General features: G+C 67.6%; 17 protein-coding genes. 6 read left to right on the forward strand and 11 right to left on the reverse strand.

Annotated elements, in window-relative coordinates:
- A partial coding sequence (locus BDI24065_RS12895) for a LysR family transcriptional regulator (protein WP_175031592.1) occupies positions 1-574 on the reverse strand: 574 nt, incomplete at its 3' end.
- A gap of 115 nt (positions 575-689) precedes the next feature.
- Between BDI24065_RS12895 and BDI24065_RS12900 the strand changes: the two genes are divergently transcribed.
- From BDI24065_RS12900 to BDI24065_RS12910, 3 genes are all read left to right on the forward strand, one after another.
- On the forward strand, positions 690-1073 hold the full coding sequence (locus BDI24065_RS12900) for a tautomerase family protein (protein ID WP_175031593.1): 384 nt from the start codon (positions 690-692) through the stop codon (positions 1071-1073).
- Positions 1074-1199: 126 nt separating this feature from the next.
- The gene (locus tag BDI24065_RS12905) at positions 1200-2828 is read left to right on the forward strand and encodes a CHAD domain-containing protein (protein ID WP_175031594.1); all 1629 of its coding nucleotides are present in this window, start codon (positions 1200-1202) and stop codon (positions 2826-2828) included.
- 48 nt (positions 2829-2876) lie between these two features.
- Positions 2877-3713: a TOBE domain-containing protein gene (locus tag BDI24065_RS12910; protein WP_175031595.1), complete on the forward strand. Its 837-nt coding sequence runs from the start codon at positions 2877-2879 to the stop codon at positions 3711-3713.
- A 167-nt stretch (positions 3714-3880) separates the two neighbouring features.
- Here the strand turns inward: BDI24065_RS12910 and BDI24065_RS12915 are convergent, their stop codons facing one another.
- From BDI24065_RS12915 to BDI24065_RS12930, 4 genes are all read right to left on the reverse strand, one after another.
- Complete coding sequence (locus BDI24065_RS12915; RefSeq protein WP_175031596.1) at positions 3881-4582, reverse strand: sulfate/molybdate ABC transporter ATP-binding protein; 702 nt, start codon at positions 4580-4582, stop codon at positions 3881-3883.
- A 64-nt stretch (positions 4583-4646) separates the two neighbouring features.
- Positions 4647-5324 (reverse strand): molybdate ABC transporter permease subunit, encoded by a 678-nt coding sequence (modB, locus tag BDI24065_RS12920; RefSeq protein WP_039358066.1) that lies wholly within the window; start codon positions 5322-5324, stop codon positions 4647-4649.
- A 10-nt stretch (positions 5325-5334) separates the two neighbouring features.
- Positions 5335-6135, reverse strand: a complete 801-nt coding sequence (gene modA / locus BDI24065_RS12925; RefSeq protein WP_175031597.1) for a molybdate ABC transporter substrate-binding protein — start codon at positions 6133-6135, stop codon at positions 5335-5337.
- A gap of 137 nt (positions 6136-6272) precedes the next feature.
- Positions 6273-6971 carry a phosphatase PAP2 family protein gene (locus BDI24065_RS12930; protein WP_175031598.1) on the reverse strand — a complete coding sequence of 233 codons (699 nt, stop codon included), beginning with the start codon at positions 6969-6971 and terminating at the stop codon, positions 6273-6275.
- A gap of 248 nt (positions 6972-7219) precedes the next feature.
- Between BDI24065_RS12930 and BDI24065_RS12935 the strand changes: the two genes are divergently transcribed.
- Both BDI24065_RS12935 and BDI24065_RS12940 read left to right on the forward strand, forming a co-directional pair.
- The gene (locus BDI24065_RS12935; RefSeq protein WP_175031599.1) at positions 7220-8329 is read left to right on the forward strand and encodes an extracellular catalytic domain type 1 short-chain-length polyhydroxyalkanoate depolymerase; all 1110 of its coding nucleotides are present in this window, start codon (positions 7220-7222) and stop codon (positions 8327-8329) included.
- A gap of 81 nt (positions 8330-8410) precedes the next feature.
- Positions 8411-8587, forward strand: coding sequence for a DUF3563 family protein (locus tag BDI24065_RS12940; RefSeq protein WP_175011748.1), 177 nt, complete (start codon positions 8411-8413; stop codon positions 8585-8587).
- A 118-nt stretch (positions 8588-8705) separates the two neighbouring features.
- Here BDI24065_RS12940 and BDI24065_RS12945 read toward each other — a convergent pair whose 3' ends face one another.
- From BDI24065_RS12945 to BDI24065_RS12965, 5 genes are all read right to left on the reverse strand, one after another.
- Complete coding sequence (locus BDI24065_RS12945; protein WP_039358076.1) at positions 8706-9125, reverse strand: organic hydroperoxide resistance protein; 420 nt, start codon at positions 9123-9125, stop codon at positions 8706-8708.
- 156 nt (positions 9126-9281) lie between these two features.
- A complete protein-coding gene (locus BDI24065_RS12950; RefSeq protein WP_175031600.1) occupies positions 9282-9734 on the reverse strand; it encodes a MarR family winged helix-turn-helix transcriptional regulator in 453 nt (150 codons plus the stop codon).
- Between the two features lie 187 nt (positions 9735-9921).
- Positions 9922-10731: a BPSS1780 family membrane protein gene (locus BDI24065_RS12955; RefSeq protein ID WP_175031601.1), complete on the reverse strand. Its 810-nt coding sequence runs from the start codon at positions 10729-10731 to the stop codon at positions 9922-9924.
- The gene (locus BDI24065_RS12960) at positions 10722-11720 is read right to left on the reverse strand and encodes a homoserine kinase (RefSeq protein ID WP_175031602.1); all 999 of its coding nucleotides are present in this window, start codon (positions 11718-11720) and stop codon (positions 10722-10724) included. The genes BDI24065_RS12955 and BDI24065_RS12960 overlap by 10 nt, the downstream gene beginning before the upstream one ends.
- 102 nt (positions 11721-11822) lie before the next feature.
- Positions 11823-12218: a hypothetical protein gene (locus tag BDI24065_RS12965; RefSeq protein WP_039358086.1), complete on the reverse strand. Its 396-nt coding sequence runs from the start codon at positions 12216-12218 to the stop codon at positions 11823-11825.
- A 129-nt stretch (positions 12219-12347) separates the two neighbouring features.
- Here BDI24065_RS12965 and BDI24065_RS12970 point away from each other — a divergent pair, with 129 nt between their 5' ends.
- Positions 12348-13874, forward strand: coding sequence for an AMP nucleosidase (locus BDI24065_RS12970; protein WP_175031603.1), 1527 nt, complete (start codon positions 12348-12350; stop codon positions 13872-13874).
- Between the two features lie 172 nt (positions 13875-14046).
- On the opposite strand, the gene BDI24065_RS12975 is transcribed toward BDI24065_RS12970, so the two are convergent.
- Positions 14047-15018: an aldo/keto reductase gene (locus BDI24065_RS12975; RefSeq protein WP_175031604.1), complete on the reverse strand. Its 972-nt coding sequence runs from the start codon at positions 15016-15018 to the stop codon at positions 14047-14049.
- Between the last annotated feature and the right edge of the window lie 20 nt (positions 15019-15038).

Raw genomic sequence — 15038 nt, forward strand, 5'->3', positions numbered from 1 at the left:
CGCACGGGCCGGCCAGCACCGCGAGCGGCAGCGGCTCGCCCGCGCGCGGGACCCAGTCCGGTGCGGCGAGCCACGCCAGCGGTTCGGAAAACAGCAGCGTGCCGTCTTCGCGCGGCGGATCTTCGCCCGGCTCGTGCCGCACGATCACCGCATCGAACCGGCGTTCGTCGTATTGCGCGAGCAGGTTCGTCGACGTGCCGAGATGCATTTCGAGCGACAGCCCCGGATCCTGCCGATGCAGGCTCGTGAGCACGGCCGGCAGGTCGGGCACGGCGACATGCTCGCTGACGCCGAGCGACAGCCGGTGCGTGCCGGCCGAGATCGCGCCGAGCGCATGATCGTGCGCGTCGAGCAGCGCGCGGGCGGCCGGCAGGAAATTCTCACCGTCGGCCGCCAGCTTGACGACACGCGGCGTGCGCGCGAGCAGCGGCTTGCCGAGGTGTGCCTCCAGCCGCTTCAGCTTCAGGCTGACGGCCGACTGCGTGGTGCCGAGCGCATCGGCGGCGCGCGTGAAGCTGGCGAGATCGGCGACCAGCACGAACGCGCGTACGGCATCGAGGTCCAGGACTTTCATTTTCAATGTAAATGGATGAAATATTCATCGATGACTGTTCATTATAGCTCGGTGAGCCTAACCTGACGCTGTGTTTCCGTTCTTCAACGTCAACTTCACCGACAGGAGCAGGACCATGCCATTCACCCGTATCGCCGTCCGCGAAGGCAAGCCGGCCGCCTACCGCGCAGCGCTCGTTCAAGGCGTGCATCGCGCGCTGATGCACACGTTCAACGTGCCCGAGGACGACATCTTCATGGTCGTCACCGAGCATGCGGCCGAGAACTTCGTGTTCGGTCGGCACTACCTCGATATCGAACGCAGCGACGATCTCGTGATGATCCAGATCACCGCGAACAACACGCGCACGCTCGAGCAGAAGCGGGCGCTGTACCGGGCGATCGCGGACAACCTCGCGCAGCAGCCCGGCGTGCGGCAGCAGGACGTATTCATCAGTCTTGTCGAGGTGCTGAAGGAGGACTGGTCGTTCGGCAACGGCCTCGCGCAATACGCCGTTTGACCTGCGACAGCACGACAGGGCCAGATCGTCGCCTGCGAGTTTTTGCGACGTGTACTATGGAAGCAGCTTCACAGGTGACGCCGGCGCGATCGACGCGCCGGCGATTCTTCATGTGCAGGAGCCTCCATGTCGCGTGTGCTGGAAATCGTGTTGTCGCTGTCGCTGGAAGGATGGCCGGTCAAGGCTGCAAGTCGCGCCCGCGGCGCGCAGCGCGATTTCGGCGCCGAACTCGTGCGCGCGTGGCGCATCTGTCCGCAGGTCCGGATGCGCCGCGGCCATGAGCGTGTGACGATCGAGCCGTGCCAGATCGAGGAGGCCGAGTTGAGCCCCGGCGCGAGCTGGTGGACCTGGGTCGAGTCGAATGCACATGGGAGGCGGGTCGTCGCGTCGCGCACGAAGGCGTTTGCGCCAGGTGTCACGGCGCGCGAACTGTTCGACGCGGAGCATGCGGGCATTGCCGTCGCGATGCCGTTACCCGTGACGGCGGCTGCAGTCGATCCCGATGCTCCGGCCGGTGAGGTCGATCGCGTCGCACCCGACGATGCCGTGCCCCCGGCCGCCGGCGTGCAGCCGGAAGCGTCGGCGCTGCGCCTCGTCAGCGAACGGCGGCGCGGGCGGTGGGCCGACGACAGCGGCGTCGTGGTCGAGATGACGCTCGACGATGTCACGCTGCATCGCAGTAGCGAGCCGCCGAGCCGTTACGTCGAGCTGCGACTTGCCGCGCCCGACTGGGAAACCCTGCCCGCGCGCACCGCCGCGCTGCACGCGCTGTTTGCCGCGGCGCGCGAACTGAGCGGCGCGTGGCCTGCATTCGTGCAACTGACGAGCGTGATCGATCGCGCATGTGCGGCCGAGCCGGCCGCCTGCGGGCCGGTCAAGGCGCAGCTCGTCGACCTGACCGGCGTGCGCACACAGCGCGCCGCGCTGTTCGCGCTGTCCGGCGACATCACCGCACAATGGCTCGGCAACGAGGGCGGCGTGCTCGAGCATGACGATCCCGAATTCGTGCACCAGATGCGGGTCGCGCTGCGTCGCCTGCGCACGCTGATGCGCTTTTTCCCGCTCTTTGCCGACCGCCAGTGGCGGGACACGCTCGGTGTCGACCTGCGCTGGCTGGCCGCGCTGCTCGGCACGGTGCGCGACTGGGACGTGTTCGCGACCGAAAGCCTGCCCGCACTGATCGCGGCCGACGGTGGCGATGGCGAGTGGAACGGCACGCTCGACGCCGCGCGCGCACAGTGTGCGGCTGCGCGGCTCGAGCTGCGGCAGGCGCTGCATTCGGCCCGCTATGCGCGGCTGACGCTCGGCTGGCTCGAATGGCTGAGCTCGCTTGCGCTGCCGCCAGCTGAAGACAGCGACGCACCTTCGCTGCGGCGCCACGCGACGAAGCGCGTGCGGCGGCTGTTCGGTCATCTGTACGCGTCGCCGTCGCTCACGTCGCTCGACACGGCTGCACGCCATCAGGTGCGGATCGATGCGAAGCGGCTGCGCTATGCGCTCGAATTCTTCGCGTCGCTGGCGTCGCGCCGCACGCGCACCGAGACGGTCAAGACGCTCACGCGCGTGCAGAGCGTGCTCGGCGAAGCGAACGACACGATGGTCGCGCTGCATCATCTCGAAAAACTCGCGGCACCGCCGTACCAGCTCGGTTTCGTGCGCGGCTACGGCGCGGCGCTCGAGCAGCGCGCGGCGCGCGATGCCGAGACGCTGCTGGCCAGCCTGCGGCCGCCGAAGCTCGACGGCAAGCCGGGTTGACATGCACGTGCTGACTATAATGGCCGCCCGATTCCCGCACGCATCCCGATGACCGACGCCCCGCATTCTTCCCCGTCTGCCGAACCGCTCGAACTGGGCGGCGAGCTGTGGCTGCGCGCCGGCGAGCAGACGCTCGGCGGCGCCACGCGCATCGCGCTGCTCGCGGCGATCGGCGACACCGGTTCGATCACGCGCGCGGCGAAGGCCGTCGGCCTGAGCTACAAGGCCGCGTGGGACGCCGTCGACACGATGAACAATCTCGCCGGGGAACCGCTCGTCGCGCGCTCGACGGGTGGCAAGGGCGGTGGCGGCACGACGCTGACGCCGCGCGCGACGTCGCTGATCGCCGCGTTCCGCACGATCGAGCGCGAGCATCGCCGTTTCATCGAGGCGGCGAGCGCGGCCGTGGCCGGGTTCGACGTCGACTGGGCGCTGATCGGCCGGATCGGGATGAAGACGAGCGCGCGCAACCAGTTGTTCGGCAAGGTCGCGTCGATCGTGCGCGGTAGCGTCAACGACGAGGTCACGCTCACGCTGCCCGGCGGACAGCCGATCGTTGCGGTGCTGACGCACGAGAGCGCCGACGCGCTCGGCCTGCAGGTTGGGGCGGACGCATGCGCGCTGGTGAAGGCGTCGTGGGTCGTGCTCGCGGTCGACGATGGCGAGCCCGAGTTGAAGGTGTCCGCACGGAACCAGCTGCGCGGCAGCGTGGAAACCGTCGCGGCGGGCGCGGTGAACAGCGAGGTGACGCTCGCGCTCGATGGCGGCGGGACGCTGACGGCCGTCGTGACCAACGACAGCGTCGATGCACTGCGGCTCGACGCGGGACGGCCGGCGATCGCGCTGTTCAAGGCGTCGAGCGTGATTCTTGCGGTGACGGGCTGACGAAGCAGGCAGGGCGGCGCGCTTCGACGATCGTGTGACGGGCGGGGCGAAGCCGGCATCGCACAGCGCCTGCACGGCACCGGCTTCGTTTCCGCTTTCAGCATATGCCGCTACGCGCGGCTTCTCTCAGGCTCCAACCTGCCTGCCACGACCACGGCCTCGCGCGCTCACGCGACGCGCGTCGGCCACTCGGCGTGCGGCGAAGCCGCCTGCACGCGTCCTTCGCTCAACTGCACGACCTGATCGCCGAACGCGGCGACGTCGTCGGGATCGTGCGAGATCAGCACCATCGGGATATCGAGCCGCGCCTGCAGCTCGGCGAGTTCGTGACGCATGCGCTGGCGCATGGCGCCGTCGAGTGCCGCGAACGGTTCGTCGAGCAGCAGGATCCGCGGCTGCGCGACCAGTGCACGCGCGAGCGCGACGCGCTGTTTCTGCCCGCCCGACAGTTGCGACGGATACTGCCCCGCGAGCGCTTCGAGGTCGAACGCCTGCAGCCAGTACGCGACTTCCGGCGGCACCGTCTTCGCGCGCGGGTTGCGCAGCCCCGACGTGAGCCCGAACGCGATGTTCTGGCGCACGTTCAGATGCGGAAACAGCGCGTAATCCTGGAACAGGTATGCAACGCGGCGCTCGCGGGTCGGTACGTCGATGCGGCGCGCGGCGTCGAACAGCGGTTCGCCGTTCAGCGTGATCGAGCCTTCGTCGGGCGACAGCAGGCCGGCGATCGCCTGCAGCGTCATGCTCTTGCCCGCGCCGGACGGCCCGAACAGCACGACGCGCTGCGTCGTCGCCGTGAAGGACATGTCGAGCGTGAAACGGCGCTCGGCGTTCGCGTAGGTCTTGCGGATGTCGACGACGAGGCTCATGCGGGCCTCCGTCGACGCCATCCGGCTGCCGGGCGAAGCAGGCGACACGGACGAGAGATGCGCTTCATGTCAGCTGGCTCCGCCGGGCACGCGACGGCACGAGCCAGCCGGTCGCGAGCAGCACGAGCACGCAGGTGATCGACGTCACCAGCACGAGGAAGTTGGCCGTGCTGTCGTCGCCGGCCTGCACGGCCGCGTAGATCGCGACCGACAGCGTCTGCGTGCGGCCGGGCAGGTTGCCCGCGATCATCAAGGTCGCGCCGAACTCGCCGAGCGCACGTGCAAACGCGAGCAGCGCGCCCGCGAGAATGCCGCGCGTGGCAAGCGGCAGCGTCACGCGGAAGAACACCGCGACTTCGCCGAGCCCGAGCGTGCGCGCGGCGCGCTCGAGATGCGGATCGACGCCCTCGAACGCCGCCCGCGCCGACTTCAGGATCAGCGGAAACGCGACGACCATCGATGCGATCACCGCGCCTTGCCACGTGAAGACGAGCTCGATGCCGAGCTTGTCGAGCCACGCGCCGAACACGCCGCGCCGGCCGAGCAGCACGAGCAGGTAATAGCCGAGCACCGTCGGCGGCAGCACGAGCGGCAGCGTCAGCACGGAATCGACGACGTCGCGCAGCGGCGAGCGCCAGCGTGCGAGCATGAACGCGGCCGCGACGCCGAGCACGATGTCGAGCGCGGTTGCCCAGCCGGCAACCTTCAGCGACAGCAGCAGCGGTACCCAGGCGTCTTGCATCGCGTTACGCTCACTTGCCCGCGGGCTTGAAGCCGAACGTCGACAGCACCGCCTGGCCCTGCGGCGACGCGACGAAGTCGATGAACGACTGCGCTTGCGCGGCGTGGCGGCTGTCCTTGACCACGGCGATCGGATAGGTGATGGTCGTCTTCGTCGGCACCGTCAGCGCGACCTTCACGCGGCCCGGCATGATCGCGGCGTCGGTACCGAACACGAAGCCCGCATCGACTTCGCCGCGCGCGACATAGTCGAGGCTCTGGCGCACGTTGGCGGCCAGCACGCCCTTCGCGCTGACGGCATCCCACACGCCGGCCGCGCGCAGTGCGCCTTCGGTGTAGCGACCGACCGGCACCGACGCCGGGTCGCCGTACGCGATGCGCTTCACGCCGGGCGCCGTCAGGTCGTTCAGCGACGTCGGCGCGGCGGCCTTGCTGTCGGCCGGCACGATCAGCACGAGCGAGTTCGCCGCGAAATCGCGACGCGTGCCGGGCACGATCACCTTTTCGTCGACCGCGCGATCCATCGCCTTCTGGTCGGCGGATGCGAACACGTCGGCCGGCGCGCCCTTGGCGATCTGCTGCATCAACACGTCCGACGCGCCGAAGTTGAACAGCACCTTCGTGTCCGGATGCTGCTTCTCGTACGCATCGCCGACGGCCTTGAACGCGTTCGTCAGGCTGGCGGCTGCCGACACGACCAGTTCGTCGGCAGCGGAAGCGGGCGCGCTGAACGCGATACCGGCAGCGGCAAGCGTGGCGATCGGCAGCAGGCGAAGCAGGGTGCGGCGAAGCGGACGGACGGTTGAGCGCATGGTGGATTCGTTTTGAATGGGTGGAAACCGTAATCGTAATATAGGGCGGGTTATAACGCTCGACATACCGCTCATGCGACGGTGCGCATGTAATGGTCAGACGTGAAGAGGGGCAGGCGTGACGGCCGGGCGGCCGGTCACGTATGGAGCGTCTGCGGCGACGATTGGGTGCGCTGCAGCGACGACGGCTGCGAGGCGGGGCGGTAGTTCGGGTTGGCCTTCCAGCGCGCGCGGACGAACGGGCGTTCATGGCCCGACAGCTCCAGCGCCACCTTGGTGACCCAGCGATGCGACGGCACCGTGATGCCGTGCAGCGCCACGGTGACGAGCGCGAGGCTCGCGACGACCGCGGGCACCGACCAGCGGTGCGGCACCGCGCGCCAGGAACCGGCGATGAACGCGAGCGCGGCGATTGCACCGACGATACAGCCGGTGATCGATTCGGACGGCGAATGTGCGTCGAGCGCGACGCGCGACACGCCGACCGCGACACCGGCCGCGAGCCCGAGCGCGATGCCGGCGATCCGCACCGGCGTGCGCGTGCGGATCAGCGCCAGGAAAATCGCGACCGGATAGACCGACGTCGACAGCATCGCGTGGCCGCTGAACCCCGTGAAATCCCACTTGCGGATGCCGATCCCCCAACCGAGGAACGCGATCTTCGTGAGCGCGACCACGCCGATCGCGGCGGCGAGCACGCCGAGCCACGCGGTCGCGCGCTGCCACGAGTAGCCGAGCGCAAGCCAGACGGCGATCGTGATCGCGAGCGGCAAGGTCAGGCCGGCGCCGCCGAACGCGGTGATCATGATCCACAGGTGAGACGACAGGTCGAACATCGGGAAGGGGACGAACGAAGGCGGGGAAGATGCTTAAATCAACGCGCGAGCCGGAAAGAACGACTACAACGGATACAAGCGGCGAAGCCCCAGTATAGCGCCGCGTGCGCATGAGCCCCGTTTTTTGCGCGGCCGGGAACTATCCGCGTGCAGGAAAAATCCCAGAAACAATGTTATGGTGCATTGCACAAAGACGAACGATGCATCCGTTGTGGTGCCCCTATTTTTCCTGACTGCGAGCCCGATCGATGACCAAAAGTCTGACCAAGGTGTGGCTGGGCGGCATGAAACGCATGCTGTCTCCGGCCGCCCAGCGCGCGGCGCGCGATGCGCAGCGCATCACACGCGACGCACTCGAGGCCGCGGCCTCTCCCGCCGTATCCGATCTGTCCCCGCCGCGTGAATCGCGTGTGCGACCGCGTGCGGCTGCCTGGGCCGCCGGCGAGTGGACGCGCGGCGAACATCCGATGGCACCCGCGCTCGGGCGTCTCGTCCAGAATCTCGCATACGGCCTCTACGTGCCGACCGGCCGCCGGCGCGGCGCGATGCCGCTCGTCGTGATGCTGCACGGCTGCCAGCAGTCCGTCGACGAATTCGTGCAGGGCACGCGGATGAACCTGCTGGCCGACAAGCACGGCTTCGCGGTGCTGTATCCGGAGCAGTCGCTGCGCGCACATGCGCACGGCTGCTGGCACTGGTATGAAGACACCGACCGCGCGGGCCGCGGCGAGGCGAATGCGGTGGCGTCGCTCGTCGACGCGCTTGTCGACGAACGCGGTTTCGACGCGTCGCGTGTCTATGTCGCGGGGCTGTCGGCCGGCGCGGGCCTGGCGTCGCTTCTTGCGCTGCACCATCCCGACCGCTTCGCGGCAGTGGCGCTGCACTCGGGCCCCGCGCTCGGCGAGGCGAATTCCGGCATTACCGCGATGGACGTGATGCGGCGCGGCGTGCGGCAGAACCCGGCCGCGGCCGTCGATGCGCTGGTCGATGCCGCCGCGTATCCGGGCATGCCCGCGCTGATCGTCCAGGGCGATGGCGACCACGTGGTCGCGCCGAAGAATGCCGACCAGTTGACCGTGCAGTTCATGCGCCTGAACGGGCTCGCCGACAGCCGCGGCGCACTGCGCGGCGGCGAACGGGTCGAGACGCGCGACGCCGGTGCGCAGATCACCGATGTCTGCCGCGACGGCGAGCCGGTCGTGCGGCTCTGTCATGTGAAAGGGCTCGACCATGCGTGGGCCGGCGGCGATGAAGCCGTGCCGTTTCACGCGGCGGTCGGCCCCGATGCGAGCGCGATGATCTGGGCCTTTTTCGAAACCCATCGCCGCACTGTGGCGACCGAACGACGCATCGTCTGATCGACGCTGGCCAAAGCCTAGGGTTTTCCCTATAATTCGGGAAAACCCTAGTCAAAGAACCTTTGGATTGCGAGATCAACCATGTACCTGCTGAGCCACCTCTTCCTGATGCTGACCAAGAACGCTGAAAAGGCCTCGAAAGAGCGCGCCGACGCGTACCTGGCCGAAGCCACCGACATCTACGATCTCGAATTCCGCATGCGCAAGATCGATCGCGAAGCGGCGATGAACCGCCCGTATTCGTTCGGCTCGCGCTAAGCAGCGCAGGGCGGGCAGTCAGGTCCGCCGTTCCGGCGAGTCACGCAGCAAAGAAGGGCGCGTGCGGCATGTAGCCGCACGCGCCCTTTTTGTATTCGCAGCCTGGCCTTGTGTCGCGTCAGACGACCGTCAGGCGCACCGGCACGTTGTTACGCGTCGCGTTCGAATACGGGCACACGTGGTGCGCCTTTTCGACCAGCGCTTGCGCGTCGGCCTTGTCGAGCCCCGGCAGCGACACGCGCAGCTCGATGTCGAGCCCGAAGCCGCCTGCGTCGTTCGGGCCGATGCCCACTTCCGCCGTGACTTGCGTGTCGGCCGGCAGCGCCTTCTTGTCCTGGCCGGCGACGAATTTCATCGCGCTCAGGAAGCAGGCCGAGTAACCTGCGGCAAACAGTTGCTCCGGATTCGTGCCTTCCGCGCCCGTGCCGCCGAGTTCGCGCGGCGCGGCCAGCTTCACTTCCAGCTTGTTGTCAGCGGATACCGCGCGGCCGTCGCGGCCGCCCGTGCTCGTGGCACTGGTCTTGTACAGAATGTTCATCGTGCAGCTCCTGTCTGGGAAAGGGAGGAAAAGCGGCCCGGTCGAACGGGGTGTCGCCGGCCACACGTAAACAATAGAGCACAAATCATTAGTGTGCAAATGAAATTTTGAAGAAAAAGCCCGATGGTGCCGGGCCAAGTCGCTGCGGCTCGCCTGTCAGCGTTCGTTGGCGGCCGATAGGGCGTCGCGCAGCTGCTGCAGATCGGCGCGCAGCCTGACCAGGAATTCGGGGGATTGCTGCATCGCGCAAAAGAGATCGGCGGGTACCGAGCGTGCGCGGTCCTTCAGCGCGCGGCCTTCCGGCGTCACGCGAACGTTCACGACGCGTTCGTCGGTCGCGCTGCGCACGCGCTCGACATAGCCGAGCGCCTCCAGCCGCTTCAGCAGCGGCGTGACCGTGGCCGGGTCGAGGTCGAGCCGCGCGGCGATATCCTTCACGGCGATGTCGTCGCGCTCCCACAGCACGAGCATCGCGAGATATTGGGGATAGGTCAGCGACAGCTTGTCGAGCAGCGGCTTGTACGCCTTCGTCATCGCGTGCGAAGTCGAGTAGAGCGCGAAGCAGAGTTGCTCGTCGAGCGTCTGGGGCAGCGGGGGCAGGCGGTCCATGATTCGGGAGGCGCGGCGAACGCGCGAACAATTTGTACGCAAATTATTTTGCGCGCAAAAGATCGGGATGAACAGGGGCGGCCGGCGAAGGGCGGTGGCCGACGGAGGCGGGGGAAGAAAGGAGGCGCCGGGATGCAACCCGGCGCGAAGAGCGACGGGCCGGCGACGCGCGCCGGCCGGGGAGACTTCAGCGGCCCGACGTGGTGGTCGTCGCGCCCGGTTCCTGTATGCCGAAGCAGCCGCGATAGGTCGCGTAGAACGAGCAGTACAGCATCGTGACGATGATGATCGTCACCGGCATCATGATCGTCAGTGCGTAGGCGCCGGCGCCGAGCGCCTGCAGCAGCAGCGACAGCGCGAGCGACGTGCCGAGCGCGACGCCGAACCACAACACGCCGTACACGACGAACGCGCCACGATTGCGCCAGCAGCTGACGACGCTGAAGAACAGCGCCTTGGCGGGCGGGACGTCATGCCACGCGACCAGCACCGGCGCGAACCAGAACAGCATCGCGACCGGCAGGTAGAGCAGCGTCGCGAAGAACAGCGCGCCGAGCGTGCCTTGCGCGGCGAGCGCCTCCGGCGTCGTGCTCGCTTCGTCCGCCGCGCCCATCATCACGTGGAACAGCGCGCCGCCGTCCACGAACGACGAAGCGGCGAACACGAGCACCATCGATGCGACGTAGATCACGCCGAGCACGAGCAGCCGCTGGGTTGCGACGGTGCCGTACGAGCGGAAGCCGTCGACGAGGATCGTCGGCATCACGGGCTTGCCGGCCACCGTGTCGCGGCACGCGGCCATGAAGCCGACCGCGACGCCGGGAATGAAGACCAGCGGCAGCGCGGAGCCGATCACGGGCACCATCGATATCAGCGTGATCGCCAGCAGGTACGTGAAGAACAGCGTGATGAACGCGAGCGGGTTCCGGCGGAACAGCCAGACGCCTTGACGGAACCAGACATAGCCCGTTTTGGCGGGCACTTCGATCAGTTGCATGCGGTTTGGATCTCGGGAAGCGCGGGCGTATGCGCGATACGCTCGCGCAGGATGCGTTCGAAATGGCCGGGATCGTGCGGCTTGAGCATCTCGGCGGCACGCGGCAGGTAGAAGTCGTACAGGCGCGACACCCAGAAGCGGTACGCGCCCGCGCGCAGCATGTCGCTCCAGTGGCGGCGTTCCTCGGCCGTGAACGGCCGCACGGTCTGATACGCGCGCAGCAGCGCATCGGCACGCGCGACGTCGAGCACGCCGGTCGCGAGGTCGACGCACCAGTCGTTGACCGTGACCGCGACGTCGAACAACCACTTGTCGCAGCCTGCGAAATAGAAGTCGAAGAAGCCGCCGAGCCGTACGTCGTGGCCGGTGCCGGGCGCCGCGTGCGCGAACAGCACGTTGTCGCGGAACAGGTCGCAATGGCACGGCCCGGCCGGCAGCGCCGCGTAATCGTCCGACGCGAAGAAGCCGGCCTGGTGCGCGAGCTCGCCTTCCAGCAGCGCGCGCTGCTCATCCGTGATGAACGGCACGATCGCCGGCACGTTCTCCTGCCACCACGGCAGGCTGCGCAGGTTCGGCTGGTTGCGCGGATAGTCGCGGCCGGCGAGGTGCAGGCGCGCGAGCATCTGGCCGACCTCGATGCAGTGTTCGACCCCCGGCGCGAGTTCGGCCGCGCCGTCGAGCTTGGTGACGATCGCGGCCGGCTTGCCGTGCAGCTCGCCGAACAGCGCACCGTCGTCACGCGGGATCGGATCCGGCACCGGCACGCCGTGGCCGGCCAGGTGGCTCATCAGGTCGAGGTAGAACGGCAGTTGTTCCGCCGTCAGCTTTTCGAAGATCGTGAGGACGTACTCGCCGCGCGTCGTCGTCAGGAAGAAATTGCTGTTTTCGATACCGGACGGAATGCCGCGAAACGCGAGCACGTCGCCCAGTTCGTAGTGGCGCATCCATTGCGCGAGATCGGAGTCGGAAACAGCAGTGAAAACGGCCATGCGGGATGCGTCAGGTCAGGGTGTCGGCACGCGGGCGGCGTGCGGCGCGACAGCAGGTGAAGGGGAGGCGGCGCGCGGCGTTCGGTGCCGCGCGCCACGGAATCAGTAGCGCAGGTTCAGCGACGGCAGACGCGTGATCGGGATGCCCGCGTCGTGCGGCTTCGGCGACGTGTCGGGCGTCGAGCTCATCTGGTAGCGCGTGCCGAAGTTCGACTTCACGTCGATCTCGACCGGCTTGCCGCGATCGCGGTACTCGGTGACTTCGGTGCCGTTCTTGCTCTTTTCGTGGAAGCTCGGCGTGCGGCGGATGTCGGCGAAGTCGACTTTCGACGTGACTTCGGCGCCCGGCCGGTTGATCTTGCGGAGATCGGGCAGGCCGGCGGCCTCGTTGGCCTCGGCCCGAGCCTGCGCGTCGGCGTCAGGCGTGCCGCCGGCGGCGTAAGCGACGCTGGCGGCGGCAAACGCGGCGGCAGCGGCGACGAGAATGAGCGGCTTCATGATGAGTCTCCAGTGAACCCACCGATTTTAGCAAATACTGCGCCCCATCCGGCCCTCGCGTGCATAGGGGCAGCCATAAGGGCGACCGGGTTCCGTGGTAATGTCGTCGGATCAGACGAGGTGATGAAAATGAAGAACGATTTGAGCCGCCGGCACCGTGTGCTGACGCCCGAGAGCCCGTCAGTCGAGGCTTTCGACGATCCGATCGCCGCCGTCGCGCGGCTGTCCGCCATTTACGACACGAATACGGGCTTCCTGCGCGACGCCTTCGCGCGCTATCGCCGCCACGAACCGATTACCGAGCACGTGCGTGCGTGCTATCCGTTCGTGCGCATTCGCACCGACGTCAACACGCACGTCGACTCGCGCCGCTCGTACGGTTTCGTCGCGGGCCCCGGCGTGTTCGAGACGACGGTCACGCGGCCCGATCTCTTCGCAAACTACTATCGCGAGCAACTGCGCCTGCTGGCGAAGAACCACCATGTGAAGATTGAGATCGGCGTGTCGTCGCAGCCGATTCCGGTCCATTTCGCGTTTCCGGAAGGTATCCATCTCGAGGGCGAGCTCGACCGCGACCGCCTGCTCGCGATGCGCGACATCTTCGATACGCCCGATCTGTCGTATCTCGACGACCGCATCGTCAACGGCACGTTCGAGCCGGCGCCGGGCGAGCCGCATCCGCTCGCGCTGTTCACGGCCGCGCGCGTCGACTTCTCGCTGCACCGGCTGCGTCACTACACGGCGACGTCGCCCACGCATTTCCAGAACTACGTGCTCTACACGAACTACCAGTTCTACATCGACGAGTTCGTGAAGCTCGGCCGCACGGTGATGACGGAGAGCGACGATCCCGAGGTGCGCGCGTATCGCAGCCAGTACAGCGCGTTCGTCGAGCCGGGCGATGTCGTGACCTACAACGCGAACCTCGGCAGCGAGCCGGCCGAGGGCAACGCGCCGCCGCGCCTGCCGCAGATGCCCGCGTATCACCTGAAGCGCGCGGACGGCAGCGGGATCACGATGGTCAACATCGGCGTCGGCCCGTCGAACGCGAAGACGATCACCGATCACATCGCGGTGCTGCGTCCGCACGCGTGGGTGATGCTCGGTCACTGCGCAGGGCTGCGCAACACGCAGCGTCTCGGCGACTACGTGCTCGCACACGGCTACGTGCGCGAGGATCACGTGCTCGATGCCGACCTGCCGCTGTGGGTGCCGATTCCGGCGCTGGCCGAAGTGCAGCTCGCGCTCGAGCGCGGGGTGGCCGACGTGACCCGGCTGGAGGGGGCTGAACTGAAGCGCGTGATGCGCACGGGTACGGTCGCGAGCGTCGACAACCGCAACTGGGAGCTGCGCGATCATCGCGAACCGGTGCAGCGGCTGTCGCAGAGCCGTGCGGTCGCGCTCGACATGGAAAGCGCGACGATCGCCGCGAACGGCTTCCGCTTCCGCGTGCCGTACGGCACGCTGCTGTGCGTGTCGGACAAGCCGCTGCATGGCGAGCTGAAGCTGCCGGGCATGGCCGATACGTTCTATCGCGGGCAGGTCGACCAGCATCTGCAGATCGGCGTGAAGGCGATGGAGATCCTGCGCACGAACGGGCTCGACAAGCTGCATAGCCGGAAGTTGAGGAGCTTTGCGGAAGTGGCGTTCCAGTAAACGATGACTCGCGGGCCCTGCGGGGCGCCGCCGGGGTTTGCGTCTTCCGGTTTGCCGCACTGGCTGGCGAGACGGTACAGGCGATTTCGAGGACTGACCGCGTGCGGTCGCGTGCCCGCAACGATAGACGCGGCTTCGAAACCCCGGTTGGGTCCGATTGCCGGCGCCTTGGTCACCATTGCACCGGTTCGACCGTTCGGTCGAATGCGGCCTCGAGCAACGCGGTCTCGCGATCGTCGAGTCTCAGGTCGAGCGCCGCGAGCGCGTCGGTCAGGTGATGCGGTTTCGACAACCCGACGATCGGCGCGGTGATGCCTGGCCGGTTCAGCGCCCATGCCAGTGAGATCCGGGCAGGCGCCACCCCGCGCACCTGCGCCACCTGCCTGACCGCATCGACGGTCGCCGCGACCGCGTCGCGCCCGTCGTACCAGGACACCATTTGCTGGTCGGTTGCGGCCCGCGTCGTCGCGGCATCGCGCGAGCCGGCCAGCAGCCCGCGGCCGAGCGGGGACCACGGTGTGTAGGCAATCCCTTCTTCCATGCAAAGCGGCAGCATGTCGCGCTCGTCGTCGCGGCAGATCAGGCTGTACTGGCTCTGCATCGACACGAATCGGGCGAGTCCATGATGCCGTTGAAACGCGAGCATCTTCATGAATTGCCACGCATGCATCGACGACGCGCCGAGGTAGCGGACCTTGCCGCTCCTCACGAGGGTATCGAGCGCATCGAGCGTTTCTTCGATCGGTGTGTCCGGATCGAACCGGTGGATCACGTAGAGATCGACGTAATCCGTCCCGAGGCGCTGCAGCGACGCATCGATGCTGGCGAGCAGATGCTTGCGCGACAGCCCGCGCGCATTCGGCCCGTCGCCGGTCGGAAAGAACGCCTTGGTGGCGATCACCACGTCGTCGCGCGTCGCGAAATCGCGCAGCGCGCGCCCGAGAATGCGCTCGCTCTCGCCACCCGAGTAGATGTCGGCCGTGTCGAAGAAATTCACCCCCGCATCGAGTGCCGTGCGAATGAAAGGGCGAGCCGCCTCCTCGGTCGCGACCCACGGGCGCCATGACGGATTGCCGTAGGTCATGCAGCCCAGGCACAGCTTCGATACCTTCAGCCCGGACGCTCCCAGCCTCATGAATTCCATCGGCTCTTCCTCCGTCGCAG

The sequence above is a fragment of the Burkholderia lata genome, assembly GCF_902499025.1.
GTDB classification, from domain to species: Bacteria; Pseudomonadota; Gammaproteobacteria; order Burkholderiales; family Burkholderiaceae; genus Burkholderia; species Burkholderia lata_C.

What these genes read in the sequence shown, in the direction of transcription:
- BDI24065_RS12900 (WP_175031593.1), top strand. Translation starts at nt 690, where the DNA reads ATGCCATTCACCCGTATCGCCGTCCGCGAAGGCAAGCCGGCCGCCTAC.
- BDI24065_RS12905 (WP_175031594.1), top strand. Translation starts at nt 1,200, where the DNA reads ATGTCGCGTGTGCTGGAAATCGTGTTGTCGCTGTCGCTGGAAGGATGG.
- BDI24065_RS12910 (WP_175031595.1), top strand. Translation starts at nt 2,877, where the DNA reads ATGACCGACGCCCCGCATTCTTCCCCGTCTGCCGAACCGCTCGAACTG.
- BDI24065_RS12915 (WP_175031596.1), bottom strand. Translation starts at nt 4,582, where the DNA reads ATGAGCCTCGTCGTCGACATCCGCAAGACCTACGCGAACGCCGAGCGC.
- modB (WP_039358066.1), bottom strand. Translation starts at nt 5,324, where the DNA reads ATGCAAGACGCCTGGGTACCGCTGCTGCTGTCGCTGAAGGTTGCCGGC.
- modA (WP_175031597.1), bottom strand. Translation starts at nt 6,135, where the DNA reads ATGCGCTCAACCGTCCGTCCGCTTCGCCGCACCCTGCTTCGCCTGCTG.
- BDI24065_RS12930 (WP_175031598.1), bottom strand. Translation starts at nt 6,971, where the DNA reads ATGTTCGACCTGTCGTCTCACCTGTGGATCATGATCACCGCGTTCGGC.
- BDI24065_RS12935 (WP_175031599.1), top strand. Translation starts at nt 7,220, where the DNA reads ATGACCAAAAGTCTGACCAAGGTGTGGCTGGGCGGCATGAAACGCATG.
- BDI24065_RS12940 (WP_175011748.1), top strand. Translation starts at nt 8,411, where the DNA reads ATGTACCTGCTGAGCCACCTCTTCCTGATGCTGACCAAGAACGCTGAA.
- BDI24065_RS12945 (WP_039358076.1), bottom strand. Translation starts at nt 9,125, where the DNA reads ATGAACATTCTGTACAAGACCAGTGCCACGAGCACGGGCGGCCGCGAC.
- BDI24065_RS12950 (WP_175031600.1), bottom strand. Translation starts at nt 9,734, where the DNA reads ATGGACCGCCTGCCCCCGCTGCCCCAGACGCTCGACGAGCAACTCTGC.
- BDI24065_RS12955 (WP_175031601.1), bottom strand. Translation starts at nt 10,731, where the DNA reads ATGCAACTGATCGAAGTGCCCGCCAAAACGGGCTATGTCTGGTTCCGT.
- BDI24065_RS12960 (WP_175031602.1), bottom strand. Translation starts at nt 11,720, where the DNA reads ATGGCCGTTTTCACTGCTGTTTCCGACTCCGATCTCGCGCAATGGATG.
- BDI24065_RS12965 (WP_039358086.1), bottom strand. Translation starts at nt 12,218, where the DNA reads ATGAAGCCGCTCATTCTCGTCGCCGCTGCCGCCGCGTTTGCCGCCGCC.
- BDI24065_RS12970 (WP_175031603.1), top strand. Translation starts at nt 12,348, where the DNA reads ATGAAGAACGATTTGAGCCGCCGGCACCGTGTGCTGACGCCCGAGAGC.
- BDI24065_RS12975 (WP_175031604.1), bottom strand. Translation starts at nt 15,018, where the DNA reads ATGGAATTCATGAGGCTGGGAGCGTCCGGGCTGAAGGTATCGAAGCTG.